Here is a 17,503-nt window from a genome sequence, read left to right on the forward strand (position 1 = left end):
ATCAGGGACGAGACAGCGACTTTACGCAGCGGCCCCGTATTCACTCCTGGCGGCACCGGTTCCGCTTTTAACCCCGCACCGAATCAACAACCTCGCCACGAGAAATAAACACAAAAACGAATATCAGCTTCCCAAAACGCGCACAGAATCTAACGAAGGAGGGAATACGGGGCCGCGGAGTAAAGCGTTACACGCCAGGGATGGCGTGTGTCGAGCGATCAGGGACGAGACAGCGACTTTACGCAGCGGCCCCGTATTCACTCCTGGCAGCACCGGTTCCGCTTTTAAATCCAGTACAGAATCAACAACTTCGCCTTTGAAACCGCACGCAGAACCATCTTCCATCCTGAGGGCACCGATTCCACGATCGACAGACGAAAAAAAACCTGCTTTTTCAAGCAGGTTTCTTCAAATATGGTCGGCGAGAGAGGATTCGAACCTCCGACCCACTGGTCCCAAACCAGTTGCGCTACCAAGCTGCGCTACTCGCCGATGGGGGCGAATATTACTGCTCCCCCCGGAGAGCGTCAATCCCTTTTCCGTAAAATCCGCCCGATCGCCTGGAAAGCAAACAGCACCGCAAAAAGCCCTGCCGCTCAACACCTTCCAGAAAACCCTTACAACGCTTTAGCAGGCGTCGCCGCGGGTGCCTGACACCAGTTATTCGCCGCTTTAATCCCGCCATCCGGCGAACTGTAACCCAGGCAGCCTAAAATGGTATCGAACAACTCAACATGACGATGGGTTTTCCCTACGCGCTGCTGCGCCTGCAAACGCTCGAAGTTACTGCGGTTGGTGGGATCTTCAAGATATTTATCAGAGGCCCAAACCATCATCGGCACGCGGAACTGCTCCGGCGGAGCCATCTCACGCGGCGTGCCGTGCAAGTGCATATTATCGCTGATCGACTCACCATGATCAGCGGCATAAAACACAATTGCCTTCTTATCACGTAGCTGATCGAGCACGCTATCCAGCATGGTATCAACGTACAGAATCGAGTTGTCATAAGCATTGATCAACTGCGCTTTGCTACAAGTCTCATCCACGCCCATACATTCCGGCTGATAACGTGCGAAGCTGCGCGGATAACGCTGAGAATAAAGGTAATGCGAACCTTTGGTGTGCAACACCACCAGATGCTTACCTTTCGGGAAACGTTGCAGTGAAGCCTGCAGTTCCGGCACCAGCAGCATGTCATCCACCGCTTTACCCTGATTACGCTTCTCAGAACCAATCTGCTCACGGAATGAGAAATTATTCACATCGGCGTTATCGTAAAACCACACTTCACTCTGCATGGCGAACAGCTCAGAAGTAAAGCCCAGCTCCTTCATCACTGCAAAAACGTTCTGCTCTTTCAGCGTGCGGCCAGGGTTATCCATGGTACCGCCTTCACGCACAAACATGCAGCGCAGCGACAATTTGGTGGCGGTATCACAAGACTCACCACGGAACGCCACCAGGTTTTTCTCTTTGGAAAGCTTCGGCGTGGTATCGCGGTCATAGCCCAGCAAACCCATGTGATCCCAACGCGTGGTCTCGCCAATCACAAACACCACATAGGTATCATCAATGCCTGGCGGTGCCACGTAAGTAAACTTCTTCGCTGGATCGAGCAGCTCCGCTCCATCCACCTCTTCATCAACTTTGGTCCAGGCAAACAGCCCTAGCGCCGCAATCCAGTTAGAAGGCAGATACGAGTGCGCCACCACCCCGCCGTAGCTTGGCAGATCGATATTGGTGAGCTCTTCATTCACTTTTTGCAGTTTGTCGAAATAGCGAATCGGCAACCACACCAGCGCGACGCTCAGCAGCATAATCACCGCTGGCTTCAGACGCTGACCCGGCGTTTTTAATTGCTCAATCAACGTCTGGCTGAGGTTATTGCGCCAAATCATCAGCAGCGGCAGCGCGCTGACCAGCACCATCCACATCACAAAACGCATGCCGACCACTTCTTTAGAGAGATCGACATCAGTGGTCATCACTGAGGCCACGATGCCGTAGCCGATCACCACATTAAAGAAAGCCATGTAATAGGCGGCAGCCACGGAAATCACCACGGTTAACGTGGCAAGGATGCGATAAACCCACTTACCACCCAGCGATAGCAGACGCATCAGGAAAAACGTCAGCAACACCGCAGCCGTCACTTCGGCTACCGCAGAAAGCCAGTTAGAGAGCGTGGATTTCGTTAAGAAGCCGTCAAATCGGCGATAAAAAATGGGCAAATTCAACAAGATGCCGAGATAGAGCGCAAGCAACAGCGACAGCTTTTGCTGCGTTAACGTTTTGATATAATTCATTTACTTATTCATTCCTGACCCGGTGTCAATAAACCAACCTTAAATGTGACTATTTAAAGTCAATAGAGTTCGTCCGTGAGCGAGAAAAGCGCAAGCAGCGAGCAGGAACGGGACGAATCTGAACCGGAACGGCAATAAAGGCGCATGCAGCGCAGCAGTAGAACATTTAACCAATGGTAAGACCAGACAATAATTGATCTGACCCCATAAAATGATAAAAGGCCCCTGACGGAGCCTCTTTTTCCAACTGGCTGCGACCTTAGCGAATGATGTTCAGGGTCACATCAATATTGCCACGGGTCGCGTTAGAGTACGGGCAAACAATGTGTGCCGCATCCACCAGCTTCTGCGCTTCTGCTGCATCCATTTCTGGCAGATGGATATTCAGTTTGGCTTCAATACCAAAACCGGTTGGGATTGGGCCAATACCTACTTCCCCTTCAATCCACGCATCTTTCGGCATGGTGATTTTGTCGCGACCCGCTACGAACTTCATCGCACCCAGGAAGCACGCTGAGTAACCCGCAGCGAACAGCTGCTCTGGGTTAGTGACTTCACCGCCTGCGCCGCCCATCTCTTTTGGCACGCCCAGTTTCACATCCAGCACATTGTCAGAAGAAGTCGCACGACCATCACGGCCGCCAGTGGCTTTGGCTTTTGCGGTATAAACAACTTTATCTAAAGACATGATAACCTCACTATTCACTATATAATCGCGCACTATATATATACGCAGTTTTTGACATTGATAGTCAGAATGCCGCCTTGACGACATCCGTCATACTTTATTTGGCGCGGTTGAGATTGGCGCGCAAATCGTCGAGCTGATTTTTTAATGCAATCAATGTGTCATCGTCGCAGGCCGTGGCGCAGCGCACCGCTTCGGGAATGCTTTGTGCCCGTTCACGCAGCGCATGACCTTCATCGGTCAGTGTCACCACCACCTGGCGCTCATCCCGACGCGAACGCTGGCGGCGCAATAAACCTGCGACCTCCAGACGCTTTAACAGCGGCGTCAGGGTGGCTGAATCAAGAAACAGCTGCTCGCCAATCTCAGATACTGTCACATCATCCTGATTCCACAACACCAGCATCACCAGATATTGCGGATAGGTAATTTCCAGCTCAGCCAGCAGCTGGCGATAGACTTTGTGCATCGCGAGGTTCGCGGAATAGAGCGCGAAGCAGAGATGTTGATCAACCTGGAGTGGCATCTGCTGCACTTTTTTGTCATCTTGATTACTGTTCATGCGATTCAATATAGATAGCGCGCTAGATAATTGCAAGCAACTTTATTCCGGAGCGTTAAAGATGCGTGATTCACTGGAAGAACAAGCGCGCCGTTATGCCACGCAAGCACATGCTGCTGCGGGCCAGCGTCGCAAATACACCGATGAACCTTACATTGTGCACCCGGCAGCGGTGGCCGAACTGGTACGCAGCGTCACCGATGATGAACAGATGATTGCCGCCGCGTGGCTGCATGACACCGTTGAAGATACCCCGAGCACCTTACAGGACATTGAAAGCCATTTTGGTCCGCGCGTCGCAAAGCTCGTCGATATGCTGACTGACAGCGCGCAGCCCGAGGCGAAAAACCGCGCCGCGCGTAAACTGGCGCACTTCCGTCATACCGCCGAAGCCTGTCCCGATGCGCAAACCATCAAGCTGGCCGATATCATCGATAATACCCGCGCCATTGTGCATTTCGATCCCGACTTTGCGCGTATCTACCTGATTGAAAAAAAGGTACAGATCCAGCTGTTGAATGAGGGAAACCCGCAATTATGGCAGCAGGCTGAGCAGATTATTCAACACGGCATTGATCAACTGGCGCAACCTCCGCACAGCGTGCCAGAGAGTTGGTTTGTGAAACAGGCGGCTAAATACGGCGGATTAAGCTAAAAAAAACCCGCCGTGCAGGCGGGTCAGAGAACCGATAGTCTTCTTACTCGAGTAACTGCCGTCCCAGATAGGGGTTTGCTTGCAGCAGTTTCATCAGTTTACGCGCCGTAGCGGATGGGCGCGTGCGTTGCGCCTCCCAACTTTTTACAGATGAAACGCTCACCCCCATCACGCGGGCGAACTCATCCACCTGCATGCCGGTCATTTCGCGTAAACGCTGTGGCTCGGGAACGGATACTGCGTTGAGTGTAATTTCTGATACGGAAGGCTGTGCATCACGTGTCAAAACAATCTGCTCAAGGCTACTCAATAACTCGACCATTGGATCTTTTATTTCCATAGAGAACTCCTTAAAAACTCACTATGAAGCACGTGAAAGTAGAGAGGTAAGCGCCACCAGGCGCTGAAACCCGGCCAAGTCAGGCTGTATCCCGCAACGGTCTTCCCTTCGTCCTTTTGTTTACTGAGGCGTTGGCTGCTCTCGTCCCCCGAGACACTTACTGTAGCAAGCTCACGGGATGGCTTCATTTGCTGCCTTTCTGCACCCAAAATGACTGTGGAGATTGATTGTTTTAGTAAACCGTTACGGGACACAGCCTGTTGCACACTGCGAAAAGATGTCATAGCAATGCAACAATCAGCCGGGTTACTAATTATGGGTCAGATCCCCGGCTTTGCTGCCTGATTACTGATTATTTTTTATTCTTACTTATGCCGCAGAAGGATCGATCACCATAAGCAATTGACCCGCCTGCACTTGTTGCCCAGCCTGGCGATAGAAACAATGGATTTTTCCACTGACTGGCGCCACGATCGGGATCTCCATCTTCATGGATTCGAGTATGCCTACCGTGGCACCCGCTTCAATCTCACTGCCTTCGTCAACCAACCATTGCCACACGCTGCCCGCCACCTGGCTCTCTACCGGGCTACACCCTGCAGGCACCGTAATTTCTTCTGCACGCTGTTCCTGTAACTGGCTGTCGAAGGTAAATTGCCCTTCGGCGCGCCAGCGTGCCAGCTCACTGTCAAAAGCCTGCTGACGCTGTTGCTGGAAGGCGTCGATTTCACCAGCCTGCTCCACCAGCATCGCCTGATAATCTGCAAGCCGGAATTCGCCCTCTTCGCTACGCAGCGGATAGTCACCCCACGGGAAACGCTCGCGAATGCTGAGCAATTCCTCGGCGCTAACCGGATAAAAGCGGATTTGATCGAAAAAGCGCAGCAGCCACGGCTGAGTGAACGCAGCGGTCTGCCGATCGCGATTCCACATCTGCATGGTGCGCCCGACAAACTGATAACCGCCCGGCCCTTCCATGCCATAGACGCACATGTAAGCGCCACCAATACCTACCGAGTTTTCCGCTGTCCAGGTGCGTGCCGGATTGTACTTCGTGGTCACCAGGCGATGACGCGGATCGAGCGGCGTCGCCACGGGTGCACCGAGATAGACATCGCCCAGCCCCATCACCAGATAGGCGGCGCTGAACACGATCTCCTTCACCTCATCAATGTTGGTAAGGCCATTGATGCGGCGGATAAATTCAATATTGCTGGGGCACCAGGGCGCATCAGGGCGTACAGACTGGCTGTAGCGGGTAATCGCCTCACGGCAGGCCGCATCGTCCCAGCTGAGCGGCAACCATACGGTGCGTGAGGGCACTGAGGCCTCGCTGAGGTCGCCTAACTCTCTATCAATGTGCAAAATTTGCGCCAACAGCTCACTTCTCACACAGCACTGTGCATCGTAGTGCACCTGCAGCGAACGAATGCCCGGCGTTAATTCCAGCTGACCCGGCAGCGGATGGGCTTGCAGCTGTTGCATCAACGCGTGCACGCGGAAACGCAGGGCGATATCCAGCATCAAATCGCCATACTCCACCAACAGGAAGCGGTCACCTGCCGCACGCACACTGAGCGATGGGCGGCCATTTTCTGCCGCCTGATGGTGCAATAGTGGATCAATAAGGGGCAGCGCAGCGTTCACTGTAAGTGGTACGGATTGCAGTTTGATGATCGCTTCACGCTCTGCCTGCGACAGTTGATCTGCACTGTTAAGATCGATCGGCAGGAAGCGCACATGATCCCCGGCTTTGAGCTGTCCGAGCTTCCACAGATCGGCTTCGATCACCGTGGCCGGACAGACAAAGCCACCGAGTGAGGGGCCGTCCGGGCCGAGGATAACCGGCATATCACCGGTAAAATCCACCGTGCCGAAGGCATAGGCGTTGTCGTGAATGTTGGACGGATGCATACCCGCTTCGCCGCCGTCGCTGCGTGCCCAGGTCGGTTTCGGTCCGATCAGGCGGATGCCGGTGCGGCTGGAGTTGTAGTGCACCTGCCACTCGGCGGCAAAGAACTCCGCGATGTCATCATCGGTAAAGAAGGTCGGTGCGCCGTGCGGGCCGTAAATCACCCGCAGCTGCCATTCGCCGTTAAGTTCCGGCACCAACTCGCCAGGCAAGTCTGCCGTTGCCAGCACCTGCGGATCGGCAAGATGCAACACATCGCCCGCACGTAAAGCGCGCCCGGCGTGACCGCCAAACTTGCCGAGCGTAAAGGTGCTGCGGCTGCCGAGATAGCGCGGGGTATCCAAGCCCCCTGCCAGCAGCAGATAGCTGCGGCACCCTTCGCTGATATCGCCCAGCGTCAGGGTTTGCCCGGCCTGTGCGGTGACAATCTGGTGCATCGTTAACGTCTGCTGATCCAGCTGCGCGGCAATCGGTGCCCCGGTGATGACAAAGCTGCACGCCTGGTTAAAACGCAGCGTGGGACCACGCAGGGTGATCTCCAGCCCCGCCGCCTGCGCGTCGTTTTTCAGCAGGCGGTTCCCCAGCTGGAACGCGCGGCTGTCAAACGGGCCAGACGGCGGCACACCCACGTGCCAGTAGCCGACGCGGCCAGGCGCATCCTGCACCGTCGTTAAGGTGCCGCCGCTGAGGATATCCAGCGTGGGCGGTTGCCACTGCACGCCGCCCAGCGTGGCGGTAATGATACGGCCCTGCTGCACTTCTGGCAGCGAACAGAGGTGGCGCAACCACAGCAAATTGGTTTCGATGCCGTACAGCTCGGTGGCGTCCAGCACCTGCGCCATGCTGCGCAATGCCACTTCACGGTTAGCCGCATGCACAATCACTTTTGCCAGCATCGGATCGTAGAACGGCGAAACCTCCATCCCGGTTTCCACGCTGCTGTCGATGCGCAGCGTGGCATCATCAATCTCTGCGGGGAACTTAACGTGGCTAAGCAAACCGGCACTGGGCTGGAACTGTTTGGCCGGATCTTCGGCGTACAGGCGCACCTGTATCGCATGGCCTTGCGCCTCAGTCGATAAGGTGTGCAGCGGCGGCAACGTTTGCTGCGCCAGCTCCACCATCCAGCGTACCAAATCCACGCCATACACCATTTCAGTGACGCCGTGCTCCACCTGCAAACGGGTGTTCACTTCAAGGAACCAGAACTGCTGGCTGGCATCATCGTAGACATACTCCACGGTACCCGCGCTGCGGTAGTTGACCGCGCACGCCAGCCGCACCGCCGTAGCCTGTAGCTCTGCGCGAACGGCCGCACTCAATCCCGGCGCGGGTGTTTCTTCCAGCACTTTTTGGTTGCGGCGCTGGGCGGAACAATCACGCTCGCCGAGGGCGATGACGTTGCCGGCCCCATCGCCAAAAATCTGCACTTCAATGTGGCGCGCGCGGGCGATGAACTTCTCTAAAAATACGCCATCGTCGGCGAAATTATTGCCTGCTAAACGTTTAACACGCGTAAATGCCGCACTCAGCTGTTCGGCATCATCACAGCGCTGCATGCCAATTCCGCCGCCACCGGCGGTGCTTTTCAACATCACCGGATAGCCAATCTGTTCCGCCATCACTCGCGCTTCGTCCAGCGAAGTCAGCAAACCACTGCCGGGCAACAGCGGCACCTGATTTTCCTGTGCCAGCGCACGCGCACGATGTTTCAAACCAAATGCCGCCATCTGTTCGGTCGTTGGGCCAAGGAACTGCACGCCGGCCGCTTCACAGCGCGTCACAAACTCGGGATTTTCACTGAGGAAACCGTAGCCGGGATGCACCGCCTGCGCCCCGCTCTGTGCGGCAATTTCCAGTATTTTTTGCTGATTGAGATAAGTGTCTCGCACCTGCCCCTCGCCCAACGACCAGGCTTCATCGGCCAGTCGCACATGGCGCGCGTGGCGATCGGCTTCGGCATACACCGCAATCGCGCGGATGTTCATGGCTTGCAAGGTACGGATGATGCGCACGGCAATCGCGCCACGGTTGGCAATCAATACGCGATCAATCATGAGTGAAATCTCTTATTACGGCAGGTCGTCCTGCGTGGACAATGACGGCAAAAAACGGGTCGTCCCGTTGCGTCAAAGCATCACCACACGCTGACTAAGATCGGCGTGGGGTTGTACCCGTTACAGGGATTGTTGAGCTGCGGGCAGTTGGAGATCAGCACCAGGATGTTCATCTGCGCCACCATCTCGACGTATTTGCCCGGTGCAGAAATGCCATCGGCAAAGGTCAGACCGCCGTCGTGCGTCACCGGCACGTTCATAAAGAAGTTGATGTTGTGGGTGATATCACGGCGCGTCAGGCCGAATTCCGGTTTTTCGGCCACTGCCAGCATCCAGCTATCGCGGCAGGAGTGCATATGACGCTTCTCCAGGTCGTAGCGCACGGTGTTGCTCTCACAGGAACAGGCACCGCCCAGCGTATCGTGGCGGCCACAGGTATCGGCGGTGATCGTCAGCATCGGACGATCTAAGTTGGAACGCAGCACGCTGCCTGCACTCAGAAACACATTTTTTTGCCCGCGCAGCGTATCGCTCATGCTGTAGCGTTCGGCAGTATCGTCGGCATTGAAGAACAGGGTATCGGCAGCCTGATTACCTTCCAGATCGGTGATACGCAACGTCTGGCCCGCTTCGATACGCTGCAACCAGTAATCACCGGCATTCACCTGCTGCTGGAATGGCGCTTCGGCGGGATTGAGTAAGCTTTCAGTGATCATCAGATTTCTCCTTGCAGCTGATAGAGCGCGTTGTTGCGCAGACCGCGCTGGTTCTCACCACGCGCCAGGCAAATTTCCGGCAGCGGCGCGCGCTGAGCATCCAGTGCGATCTGCACCGGCTGGCGCGGATATTCGCTGCTGGCATTCAGCGGATGCGGGCAGGAGTGCAGGATCACCAGCGTGTCCATGGCGAAACGCAGCCGCACCTGTGCGCCAGGTGCACCCTGCTGCTCCAGTTGCAGCGCGCCGTTATCATCGGCGCGCACCCTGGCAAACAGGTTGAGGCAAGAGGCCATATCACGCTGGCCGAGGCCGTATTTTGCCAGCTCGACGAGGAAACTGTCGTAGCCGTTTTGATGGCGCAGATTGCGCGCCTGCTGATAGTCGCTGGTGCCGAAGCGTGCGGCAGTTTGCTCAGCATTTAAGGTGCCGCAAACGCTCTCATGCCAGCCGAAACTGTCTTCTTCGATGCCGCAGAAAATGCGCCCCATATCGGAATAAAGGCAGTGCCCGGCTGTCAGACGGAAGGTGTGCTGGCACTTCAACGTATCGGGCGCGTTGTAGCGCTCCAGCAGATTTTCCGGGTTGTAGAACAGCATGCCGACGTTGGCGCCGCCTTCAATATCGGTCAGTGTCAGCGCGGTGCCGCTGCGCATCACCAGCGACCAATGCGATCCCGCCGGTAACAGGGTTTGATAAGCATTCATGTGGTGCTCCTTTAAGCCACCTGCGGCTCAGACGGCAGGCCAGCAGCGGGCTGGTCGCGGTCGAGTGGCAGATCGTAAGTGATAGTCGCGCCCCAGGCTTGCGGCGCGTGCGGGTCATGACGCAGTTTGTCGAACACCAGCAGGCGCGAAGCCAGGCTGAAGCCCTCTTTCAAATCATGCGTGATCATAAAAATGGTCAGGTTATGCTGCTGCCACAGGCGGGTAATCAGCTGGTGCATCTCGCTGCGAATGCCAGGATCGAGCGCCCCAAAGGGTTCGTCGAGCAGCAGGATACGCGGCTGTATCATCAGCGCCTGTGCCAGCGCCAGGCGTTGCTGCATGCCGCCCGAGAGCTGGTGCGGGTATTTGTTTTGCGCATGCTCCAGGCCAACCTGCGCCAGCATTGCCTGCGCACGCTGACGTATCACCTGGCGCTTTTTACCCCACACACGTCCCAGCCAGCGGGCGGTGCTGAACTCTTCCGCCAGCATCACGTTGCCGAGCACCGTCAAGTGGGGAAACACCGAGTAGCGCTGAAACACCACACCGCGATGGGCATCGGGTTCATCGGGGATCGGTTCGCCGTCCAGCAGAAGTTGCCCTTTGGTGGGCGATTCGGTGCCGAGCAGCATGTTGAGAAAAGTGGTTTTGCCACAGCCGGATGCCCCGACAATCGCCACAAATTCTCCCTCTTCCACATCGATATTGAGTCGCTCCAGCACCACCTGTTCGCCGTAGTGTTTTTCCAGATTTTTCAGTTGCAGTAATGGCATCGCTCGATCTCCCGTTATTTCGCGTGATACCACGGCCAGCAGCGACGGCTGATCAGCCGCAGCAGCAGGTCGAGCACAAAGGCCAGCAGCGCGATCCACGCCACGTACGGCAAAATCACATCCATCGCCAGATAACGGCGCATCAGGAAGATGCGGTAACCCAACCCTTCAGTGGCGGCAATCGCTTCGGCAGCAATCAGGAACAGCCACGCCGACGCCAGCGACAGACGCACCGCATCCAGCAGACGCGGCATCAGCTGCGGCAGGATCACGCGCCACAAAATCTGCGCGCTGTGCCCACCGAGTGTCTGCGCTTTCACCAACTGCTCGCGCGGGATCTTCTCCACCTGCAGCTGTAAATCGCGTGCAATCAGCGGGGTAATGCCGATCACGATCAGCACCACTTTCGACACTTCTCCCAGGCCAAAGCAGATAAACAGAATCGGCAGAATCGCCAGCGGTGGCACCAGCGCGACGACCGTCACCAGCGGTGCCAGCACTGCCCGCACCACCGGCAGCGCGCCGGTGAACAGGCCAATCGCCAGCGCCAGCAGTGCGCTGATCGCCACGCCGCTCAGCAGACGCATCAGGCTAGCAGCGGTGTCGGTCCACAGCAGGTATTCCCCGGTACGCGGGCTGGGCTGAAACGCCATGCGACTGATGGCGTCCCCCATCGCGTTAAACCCCGGCAACAGTTTGTCTGCGGCGTTCAGGCTGAGACGCGCATCCGACGCGAACAGATAGACCAGCAGCAGCGCCAGCAGCGGCAGGATGCCAAGCAGCAGGCGACCAAGCGGCAGCGGTTGGTAGTTGATCAATTTACGCATCGGCATCGTCTCGCTTATAGCTGACCCGCAGCGGCCAGTTTGGTGAACTCATCGGTGAAGCGCAGTTTCAGGTTATTGGTATCGCCCCAGTTGCCTGCTGGCGTTTCCACGCCCACCACATCAGCACTTGGTGCGCCTTCTCCCAGTAATCCATGCTTGAAGGAGAACTCTGCGACCAGCTGCATGGTGGCTTTCAGCTGCGGGCTGTCGACAAAATCGAGGGTGGTTTTGGCATCGCTGAACAAGTGAGTGGCGGCCAGCTGCTGATCGAAGCCCGCCAGATCGGTGCCGGAAGCCTGCGCCATTTGCGTGCGGGCAGCTTTGGCGCTGTTACTCGCACCGGACATGGTTTTCAGGGTTTCATACCAGGCACCGGTCAGCGCCTTGCCCAGCTGCGGATACTTTTTCAAGGTGGCGGTATTCACCACCAGCAGATCGAGGATTTCACCGGGGATTTGTGCTGAAGAGAAAATTAAATGGCTGTCCGGCTGCTTCTCAGCTTCGGCCAGCAGCGGGTTCCAGGTCACGATAGAGTGCACGTCCGAGGTGCCAAATGCCGCCACCAGATCGGCATCCGCGGTGTTCACCACTTTGACATCCTTCTCGCTCATGCCAGATTTCTCCAGTGCACGCGCCAGCAGATAGTGAGACACAGAGAGTTCGACCAGATTGATCGGTTTGCCTTTCAGCGAGGCAATGTTGCCTTTGCCTTTCAGCAGAATGCCGTCATTGCCGTTGGAGTAGTCGCCGACGATCAGCGCGGTGCTGTCCACGCCGCCGGTGGCAGGAATGGTCAGCGCATCCATGTTGGTCATGGTGCAGCCGTCAAAGCCACCGGCGGTGTACTGATTCACCGACTCGATGTAGTCATTGACCTGCACCAACTGGATATCGATGCCGTATTTATCGGCCCATTTTTTCACGATGCCGCTTTGCTGGGCGTAATCCCACGGCATCCAGCCCGCGTAAATGGACCAACAGATCTTGAAGGAGGGTTTGTCGGCAGCCAGCGTATTGACGCTGAACAGTGCGACGGTGCAAAGCAACAGCAAGCGAAGGCAGGCTTTGATCATGATGGTTCCTCTGGCGTTAACGGGCGAAAAAAAGCAGGAGGCGGCGAGCAACGATCTCGCTTTCCTCCCGGGCTTTTGTCCCGCCGTGTAACCGTCAGAGGACGGTCGGTCACTCTCGGACCAGCATCTTTCGACCGGAACCCTAGTGACCCATTGCAAATTGTCTGGCGACGTCGGTTACCCGCTATCGCTCCTGCATCTGTTTAAACACATTCAAAAAAAGTGCCAATATTTCAAGGTAATGAAATTAAACACTATTTAGATAAACGACTTCCTTACCCTCCTGTGTATTGCACAGCCATGCAGCGCAGGCGCACCAAATTGAAGCGCACACCCTAGGGCGAATATTGATGCACCTCTCAGATTTAAACGAAGCCCGAAAAAACTTTTACTTACTCTTCAAAGGGTTATTTCTGTCATGTGGTTGTCATTTTTGAACCAATCCAATATTGGTTCACTTCTTGCCTAAGCTGAGAAAGCCGATTGCTCAGCCTTTCATCAGTAAAAGTGCTGGTTAATCCGGGATTACCGATCTTTTTCTGATGATTAAACAGGCGAACCAATCATGAGTCACACGTCAGATAACGCGCGCAACTCCAGTTCTGCTCTGGAGCAACTGCGCCAACTGATCCAGCAACAGGAGCAGCAGCCCGACCGCGCGTTGCCTACGGAACGTGAACTGGCGGAGCGCTTTGGCGTCGGACGCCGTGAGATTCGTCGCGCGCTTGACGTGCTCGAAGAGGAGGGGCGCATCTGGCGCAAGCAGGGCAAAGGCACCTTTGTTGGCCCGGCGGCACCGGTACAGCCGCTGGCGCTGCACGATTTGCCGCAGCAGTCGAACCTGCTGGAGGTGATGGAAGCCCGCTTGCAACTGGAACCCGGATTGGCGCGACTGGCCGCCCTGCGCGCCAGTAAAGAGCAGATCGCGCTGATGAAGCGCCTGCTGGAACGCATGAATGGCATCACAGCCCCGGAGGATGGCGACCAGCACGAACTGTGGGACAGCGCCTTTCATCGCGCCATCGCCGAAGCTGCTGGAAATCGCCTGATGCTGGGATTATTCGACGCGGTAGATGCCGTGCGCCGCGATCCAGGCTGGCAGCATCTGCGTGTGCAGGCGCGCACGCCCGCCCGCCTCAACAATTACGACGACCATCACCAGCGCCTGGTGAATCACATCGCGCAACGCCAGCCCCATGAAGCCGCTGCTGCGATGCGCGAACACTTACTGGCGCTGCAACAGGCGCTGCTTGAAGCGCTTTACAGCCATCAAGAGGAGACGCCATGAACGATCACCCGGTGCTTAGCGTTCGCAACCTGCGCGTGCAGTTTCGCGGTTCGCCCGTCACGGTATTGGACGACATCTCTCTGACGCTGCATGCCGGTGAAACGCTGGCACTGGTTGGGGAATCGGGCTGCGGCAAAAGCATCACCTCACTCACCCTGATGGGCCTGCAACCCGCCAGTGCGGAGATTTTACAAGGTGAAATGCAGTTCGACGGACGCAGCCTGCGCGATCTCAGCGCCAGCGACTACGCCAGCCTGCGCGGCAATCAGCTGGCGATGATTTTCCAGGAGCCGATGACCTCGCTCAACCCGGCCTTCACCCTCGGCGACCAGCTCAGCGAAGCGGTGATGCGCCATCGCCACGTCAATCGCCGCACCGCGATGGAAGCCGCGCTGACCATCCTGCAAAAAGTGCAGATTCCTGCCCCGGAGATGCGGCTGAAAGCCTATCCTCACCAGCTCTCTGGCGGCATGCGACAACGCGTAATGATCGCCATGGCATTGATTAACAATCCTAAGCTGCTGATTGCCGATGAGCCAACCACCGCGCTCGACGTCACCATTCAGGCACAGATTCTGGCGCTGCTGAACACCCTGAAACAGGAAACCGGTACCGCCGTATTAATGATCACCCACGACCTGGGCGTGGTGGCCGAAGTCGCGCAGCGCGTCGCGGTGATGTACGCCGGCCAGGTGGTGGAGACCGGCAGCGTGGAAGCGATTTTCAACGATCCCCAGCATCCGTACACCATTGGCCTGATGGGGTCGATTCCCAGCCTGAGCGCGCGCAGCGGCCCACTGGCGACCATTCCCGGCCAGGTTCCGCTGCCGGATAACATGCCTGCGGGCTGCCGCTTTGCCAATCGTTGCCCGTTTGCCGAACTCCGCTGTCAGCACAACCGCCCAGCGCTGCGTGCACTGGCGAACGATCATCAGGTCGCCTGTTTCCGCGCCCCACTGGAACAGCATGTCACGCTGGGAGAGACCGCATGAAACCGATTTTAGAGTGCCGCGATTTAAGCAAAACCTTCGCCGGGCCCAACCGCTTATTCAAACGCAATCGCGGCGTCACGGCGGTGGATCGCGTGTCGTTACAGGTGATGCCGGGCGAAACGCTGGCCATTGTCGGCGAGTCAGGATCAGGCAAATCGACCCTCGGCCGTTTGCTGCTACGCCTGCTGGCGGCCAGTGCCGGAGATGTGTTTTATCAGGGCGAAAGCATTACCGATGCCAGCGGCGCACGCCTGAATCAACTGCGTCGCGAACTGCAAATCATCTTTCAGGACCCCTTTGCCTCGCTCAATCCACGCATGACGGTGCAACAGATTGTCGGCGAGCCGCTGTGGCTGCATGAAAAACTGAGCCGAGAGGCGCGCCATGCTCGTGTTGCGGAACTGCTTCGCACCGTGGGTTTACCGGCGGCCTGGGCAGAGCGTTATCCGCACGAATTTTCCGGCGGTCAGCGTCAGCGTATCGGCATCGCCCGTGCCCTCGCCTCCCAACCCAAATTGCTGCTGGGCGATGAGCCGGTTTCCGCCTTAGACGTTTCCGTGCAGGCGCAGGTGGTGAATCTGCTGGAGAGCCTGAAACAGCAGTTTGGCCTGACGATGATCGTCGTGGCGCACGGTCTGGCAGTGATTCGCCATATGAGCGATCGCGTGGCGGTGATGTACCTCGGACAGATTGTTGAAGTCGCCACCGTGGACGAGATTTTTGACGCGCCGCTGCACCCCTATACCCAAGCGCTGATCGCCTCCGCGCCGCAGATGCAACCCGGTGTCAGCCGCCAGATTCCAATGTTGCAGGGCGACCTGCCCAATCCAGCCAATCCGCCCAGTGGCTGTCGTTTTCACACCCGCTGCCCATGGGCGACAGCAGATTGTCGTCAGTTTGAACCCATTAACCAGGTGCTGAGCGGTGGCCGCCAGATTGCCTGCCATCGCTGGCAGGAAATTAACCGCGATCGCAGCGTTATCACTATCGCACCACCTTCTGCCGCCTTTTTACGTCGCCGCGCGCTGTTTGAGCAGGCGGTCAAACAACAAGCCTAACCCTCTGGAGATTCGCCTGTGAAGAAAGCTCGTATTACGTTACTCACGGCCTTAAGCGGCCTGCTCTTGCTCGGTGCCAGTGCACACAGTCAGGCGGAAAGCGTGATTCGTATTGGCCTCGGTGCCGACCCGGACATGCTCGATCCACATCTGGCGCGCACCTATTACGGACGTTTTGTGTTTGCCGCCATGTGTGACCGCTTGGTAGATGTGGATGAGAACCTGAAAGTGGTGCCCGGCCTGGCAACCGATTGGGCGTGGAGCGATGACGGCAAAACCCTGACCATGAACCTGCGCGAGGGCGTGACCTTCCAGGATGGCGAGAAGTTTGATGCCAACGCGGTGAAGTTTAATATCGAGCGCGCGCTAACGCTGCCGGGTTCGCTGCGTAAAAGCGAAATCTCCTCTATCGACAGCGTGGAAGTGAGTGGGCCAATGCAGGTGAAGTTCCACCTGAAAACGCCCGATGCCGCGCTGCTCAGCCAGCTCACCGACCGTGCGGGCGCCATGCTGGCACCGGAAGCGGCCAAAAAACCAGATTTCGCGACGCATCCGGTCTGCTCCGGCCCGTATCAATTCGCCAGCCGCGTACAGCAGGACCGTATCGTGCTGACGCGGTTTGAAAACTACTGGAATAAGAGCGCTTATCACTTCGATAAAGTGATTTTCCTGCCGATTCCGGATGCCTCGGTGCGTCTCGCCAACCTGCGCGCAGGCGATCTCGACCTGACGGAAGGCGTCGCGGCCAGCGATGTGAAAACGGTAGAAGGCGACAGCAAGCTGGCGCTGGCCAAAGTCACCGGCCTCGGCTATCAGGGCATCACTTTCAATATCAATAACGGCAAGGTAGACGCCAACAGTCCACTGAAAGATCCGCGTGTACGCGAAGCCTTTTCGCTGGCGATTGACCGCGACGCGCTGAATCAGGTGGCGTTTGAAGGGTTATATACCCCGTCCAACCAGGCGTTCTCACCGGTCAGTCCCTATCACGTTAACACCCCAGTCAGTACGCGCGATGTGGAGAAAGCCAAAGCATTGCTGAAGGCGGCGGGCGTCACCACGCCGCTCAATCTCACGCTGCTGGTCACCAACAACCCAACCGCACAGCAGGTTGGTCAGGTGATTCAGGCAATGGTCGGTGAAGCGGGCATAAACCTCAACTTGCAGATGAGTGAGTTCGCCAGCTTGCTGGATCGTCAGCAGCGTGGCGATTACCAGCTTAGCTTATCCGGCTGGTCCGGCCGTCCCGATCCCGATGGCAGCATCTACTCATTTATCAACAGCAAAGGCACGCTCAACGACGGTCGCTACAGCAATGCCCAGGTTGATGAGTGGTTGAGCGCCGCACGCCTCACCAACGATCAGGCGCAGCGCCAGGCGTTGTACACCAAGGTGGTGAATCAGCTGCAAACCGATATGCCGATTGCCTATCTCTACTTCGAGCCGCGCATCTTCGGCATGACGAAAAAACTGCAGGGCTTTAAAGCCTGGCCTGATGGCTTAGTACGCCTCGCGGGTGTGAGCCTGGCGCAGTAAACCGCTGAGG

At 57.0% G+C, this 17,503-nt stretch carries 15 protein-coding genes, 1 tRNA gene and 1 riboswitch; of the genes, 5 read left to right on the forward strand and 11 right to left on the reverse strand.

The window, feature by feature from the left end:
• Positions 1-415: 415 nt before the first annotated feature.
• From IAE30_RS22325 to IAE30_RS22340, 4 genes are all read right to left on the reverse strand, one after another.
• Positions 416-492, reverse strand: a tRNA-Pro gene (locus IAE30_RS22325).
• A gap of 125 nt (positions 493-617) precedes the next feature.
• Positions 618-2,309, reverse strand: coding sequence for a kdo(2)-lipid A phosphoethanolamine 7''-transferase (gene eptB / locus IAE30_RS22330; protein ID WP_200681042.1), 1,692 nt, complete (start codon positions 2,307-2,309; stop codon positions 618-620).
• Positions 2,310-2,568: 259 nt separating this feature from the next.
• Positions 2,569-2,997: an organic hydroperoxide resistance protein gene (locus IAE30_RS22335; protein WP_038643852.1), complete on the reverse strand. Its 429-nt coding sequence runs from the start codon at positions 2,995-2,997 to the stop codon at positions 2,569-2,571.
• 97 nt (positions 2,998-3,094) lie between these two features.
• Positions 3,095-3,559 (reverse strand): MarR family winged helix-turn-helix transcriptional regulator, encoded by a 465-nt coding sequence (locus IAE30_RS22340; protein WP_038643853.1) that lies wholly within the window; start codon positions 3,557-3,559, stop codon positions 3,095-3,097.
• A 61-nt stretch (positions 3,560-3,620) separates the two neighbouring features.
• On the opposite strand from IAE30_RS22340, the gene IAE30_RS22345 reads away from it, so the two are divergent.
• A complete protein-coding gene (locus IAE30_RS22345; RefSeq protein WP_200681043.1) occupies positions 3,621-4,214 on the forward strand; it encodes an HD domain-containing protein in 594 nt (197 codons plus the stop codon).
• A 43-nt stretch (positions 4,215-4,257) separates the two neighbouring features.
• Here IAE30_RS22345 and IAE30_RS22350 read toward each other — a convergent pair whose 3' ends face one another.
• The 7 genes from IAE30_RS22350 to IAE30_RS22380 form a co-directional block, all read right to left on the reverse strand.
• Positions 4,258-4,554 (reverse strand): HTH-type transcriptional regulator, encoded by a 297-nt coding sequence (locus IAE30_RS22350; RefSeq protein ID WP_034827767.1) that lies wholly within the window; start codon positions 4,552-4,554, stop codon positions 4,258-4,260.
• A gap of 369 nt (positions 4,555-4,923) precedes the next feature.
• Complete coding sequence (uca, locus tag IAE30_RS22355; RefSeq protein WP_200681044.1) at positions 4,924-8,523, reverse strand: urea carboxylase; 3,600 nt, start codon at positions 8,521-8,523, stop codon at positions 4,924-4,926.
• 80 nt (positions 8,524-8,603) lie between these two features.
• Positions 8,604-9,239 carry an urea amidolyase associated protein UAAP2 gene (locus tag IAE30_RS22360; RefSeq protein WP_038643857.1) on the reverse strand — a complete coding sequence of 212 codons (636 nt, stop codon included), beginning with the start codon at positions 9,237-9,239 and terminating at the stop codon, positions 8,604-8,606.
• Positions 9,239-9,946, reverse strand: coding sequence for an urea amidolyase associated protein UAAP1 (locus tag IAE30_RS22365; protein WP_200681045.1), 708 nt, complete (start codon positions 9,944-9,946; stop codon positions 9,239-9,241). Before IAE30_RS22365 ends, IAE30_RS22360 begins: the two co-directional genes overlap by 1 nt.
• An 11-nt stretch (positions 9,947-9,957) precedes the next feature.
• Entirely contained in the window at positions 9,958-10,719 is a 762-nt protein-coding gene (locus tag IAE30_RS22370) for an ABC transporter ATP-binding protein (RefSeq protein ID WP_200681046.1), read from the reverse strand.
• Positions 10,720-10,733: 14 nt separating this feature from the next.
• Positions 10,734-11,546 carry an ABC transporter permease gene (locus IAE30_RS22375; protein ID WP_034827756.1) on the reverse strand — a complete coding sequence of 271 codons (813 nt, stop codon included), beginning with the start codon at positions 11,544-11,546 and terminating at the stop codon, positions 10,734-10,736.
• Positions 11,547-11,560: 14 nt separating this feature from the next.
• On the reverse strand, positions 11,561-12,619 hold the full coding sequence (locus IAE30_RS22380; RefSeq protein WP_200681047.1) for a putative urea ABC transporter substrate-binding protein: 1,059 nt from the start codon (positions 12,617-12,619) through the stop codon (positions 11,561-11,563).
• A gap of 62 nt (positions 12,620-12,681) precedes the next feature.
• A riboswitch (guanidine-I (ykkC/yxkD leader) is annotated at positions 12,682-12,776 on the reverse strand.
• Positions 12,777-13,184: 408 nt separating this feature from the next.
• Between IAE30_RS22380 and IAE30_RS22385 the strand changes: the two genes are divergently transcribed.
• From IAE30_RS22385 to IAE30_RS22400, 4 genes are read left to right on the forward strand one after another with little or no spacing between them, the layout of a single operon-like run.
• Positions 13,185-13,907, forward strand: coding sequence for a FadR/GntR family transcriptional regulator (locus IAE30_RS22385; RefSeq protein ID WP_038643864.1), 723 nt, complete (start codon positions 13,185-13,187; stop codon positions 13,905-13,907).
• Positions 13,904-14,899: an ABC transporter ATP-binding protein gene (locus IAE30_RS22390; protein ID WP_038643865.1), complete on the forward strand. Its 996-nt coding sequence runs from the start codon at positions 13,904-13,906 to the stop codon at positions 14,897-14,899. The genes IAE30_RS22385 and IAE30_RS22390 overlap by 4 nt, the downstream gene beginning before the upstream one ends.
• Positions 14,896-15,957, forward strand: a complete 1,062-nt coding sequence (locus IAE30_RS22395; RefSeq protein WP_200681048.1) for an ABC transporter ATP-binding protein — start codon at positions 14,896-14,898, stop codon at positions 15,955-15,957. Before IAE30_RS22390 ends, IAE30_RS22395 begins: the two co-directional genes overlap by 4 nt.
• A gap of 18 nt (positions 15,958-15,975) precedes the next feature.
• A complete protein-coding gene (locus IAE30_RS22400; protein WP_200538354.1) occupies positions 15,976-17,493 on the forward strand; it encodes an ABC transporter substrate-binding protein in 1,518 nt (505 codons plus the stop codon).
• Positions 17,494-17,503: the final 10 nt, after the last annotated feature.

The organism is Pantoea sp. S61 (assembly GCF_016625145.1).
Classification (GTDB): Bacteria; Pseudomonadota; Gammaproteobacteria; order Enterobacterales; family Enterobacteriaceae; genus Pantoea; species Pantoea rwandensis_B.

What these genes read in the sequence shown, in the direction of transcription:
- IAE30_RS22340 (WP_038643853.1), bottom strand. Translation starts at nt 3,559, where the DNA reads ATGAACAGTAATCAAGATGACAAAAAAGTGCAGCAGATGCCACTCCAG.
- IAE30_RS22390 (WP_038643865.1), top strand. Translation starts at nt 13,904, where the DNA reads ATGAACGATCACCCGGTGCTTAGCGTTCGCAACCTGCGCGTGCAGTTT.
- uca (WP_200681044.1), bottom strand. Translation starts at nt 8,523, where the DNA reads ATGATTGATCGCGTATTGATTGCCAACCGTGGCGCGATTGCCGTGCGC.
- IAE30_RS22375 (WP_034827756.1), bottom strand. Translation starts at nt 11,546, where the DNA reads ATGCGTAAATTGATCAACTACCAACCGCTGCCGCTTGGTCGCCTGCTG.
- IAE30_RS22365 (WP_200681045.1), bottom strand. Translation starts at nt 9,946, where the DNA reads ATGAATGCTTATCAAACCCTGTTACCGGCGGGATCGCATTGGTCGCTG.
- IAE30_RS22345 (WP_200681043.1), top strand. Translation starts at nt 3,621, where the DNA reads ATGCGTGATTCACTGGAAGAACAAGCGCGCCGTTATGCCACGCAAGCA.
- eptB (WP_200681042.1), bottom strand. Translation starts at nt 2,309, where the DNA reads ATGAATTATATCAAAACGTTAACGCAGCAAAAGCTGTCGCTGTTGCTT.
- IAE30_RS22385 (WP_038643864.1), top strand. Translation starts at nt 13,185, where the DNA reads ATGAGTCACACGTCAGATAACGCGCGCAACTCCAGTTCTGCTCTGGAG.
- IAE30_RS22360 (WP_038643857.1), bottom strand. Translation starts at nt 9,239, where the DNA reads ATGATCACTGAAAGCTTACTCAATCCCGCCGAAGCGCCATTCCAGCAG.
- IAE30_RS22350 (WP_034827767.1), bottom strand. Translation starts at nt 4,554, where the DNA reads ATGGAAATAAAAGATCCAATGGTCGAGTTATTGAGTAGCCTTGAGCAG.
- IAE30_RS22370 (WP_200681046.1), bottom strand. Translation starts at nt 10,719, where the DNA reads ATGCCATTACTGCAACTGAAAAATCTGGAAAAACACTACGGCGAACAG.
- IAE30_RS22380 (WP_200681047.1), bottom strand. Translation starts at nt 12,619, where the DNA reads ATGATCAAAGCCTGCCTTCGCTTGCTGTTGCTTTGCACCGTCGCACTG.
- IAE30_RS22395 (WP_200681048.1), top strand. Translation starts at nt 14,896, where the DNA reads ATGAAACCGATTTTAGAGTGCCGCGATTTAAGCAAAACCTTCGCCGGG.
- IAE30_RS22335 (WP_038643852.1), bottom strand. Translation starts at nt 2,997, where the DNA reads ATGTCTTTAGATAAAGTTGTTTATACCGCAAAAGCCAAAGCCACTGGC.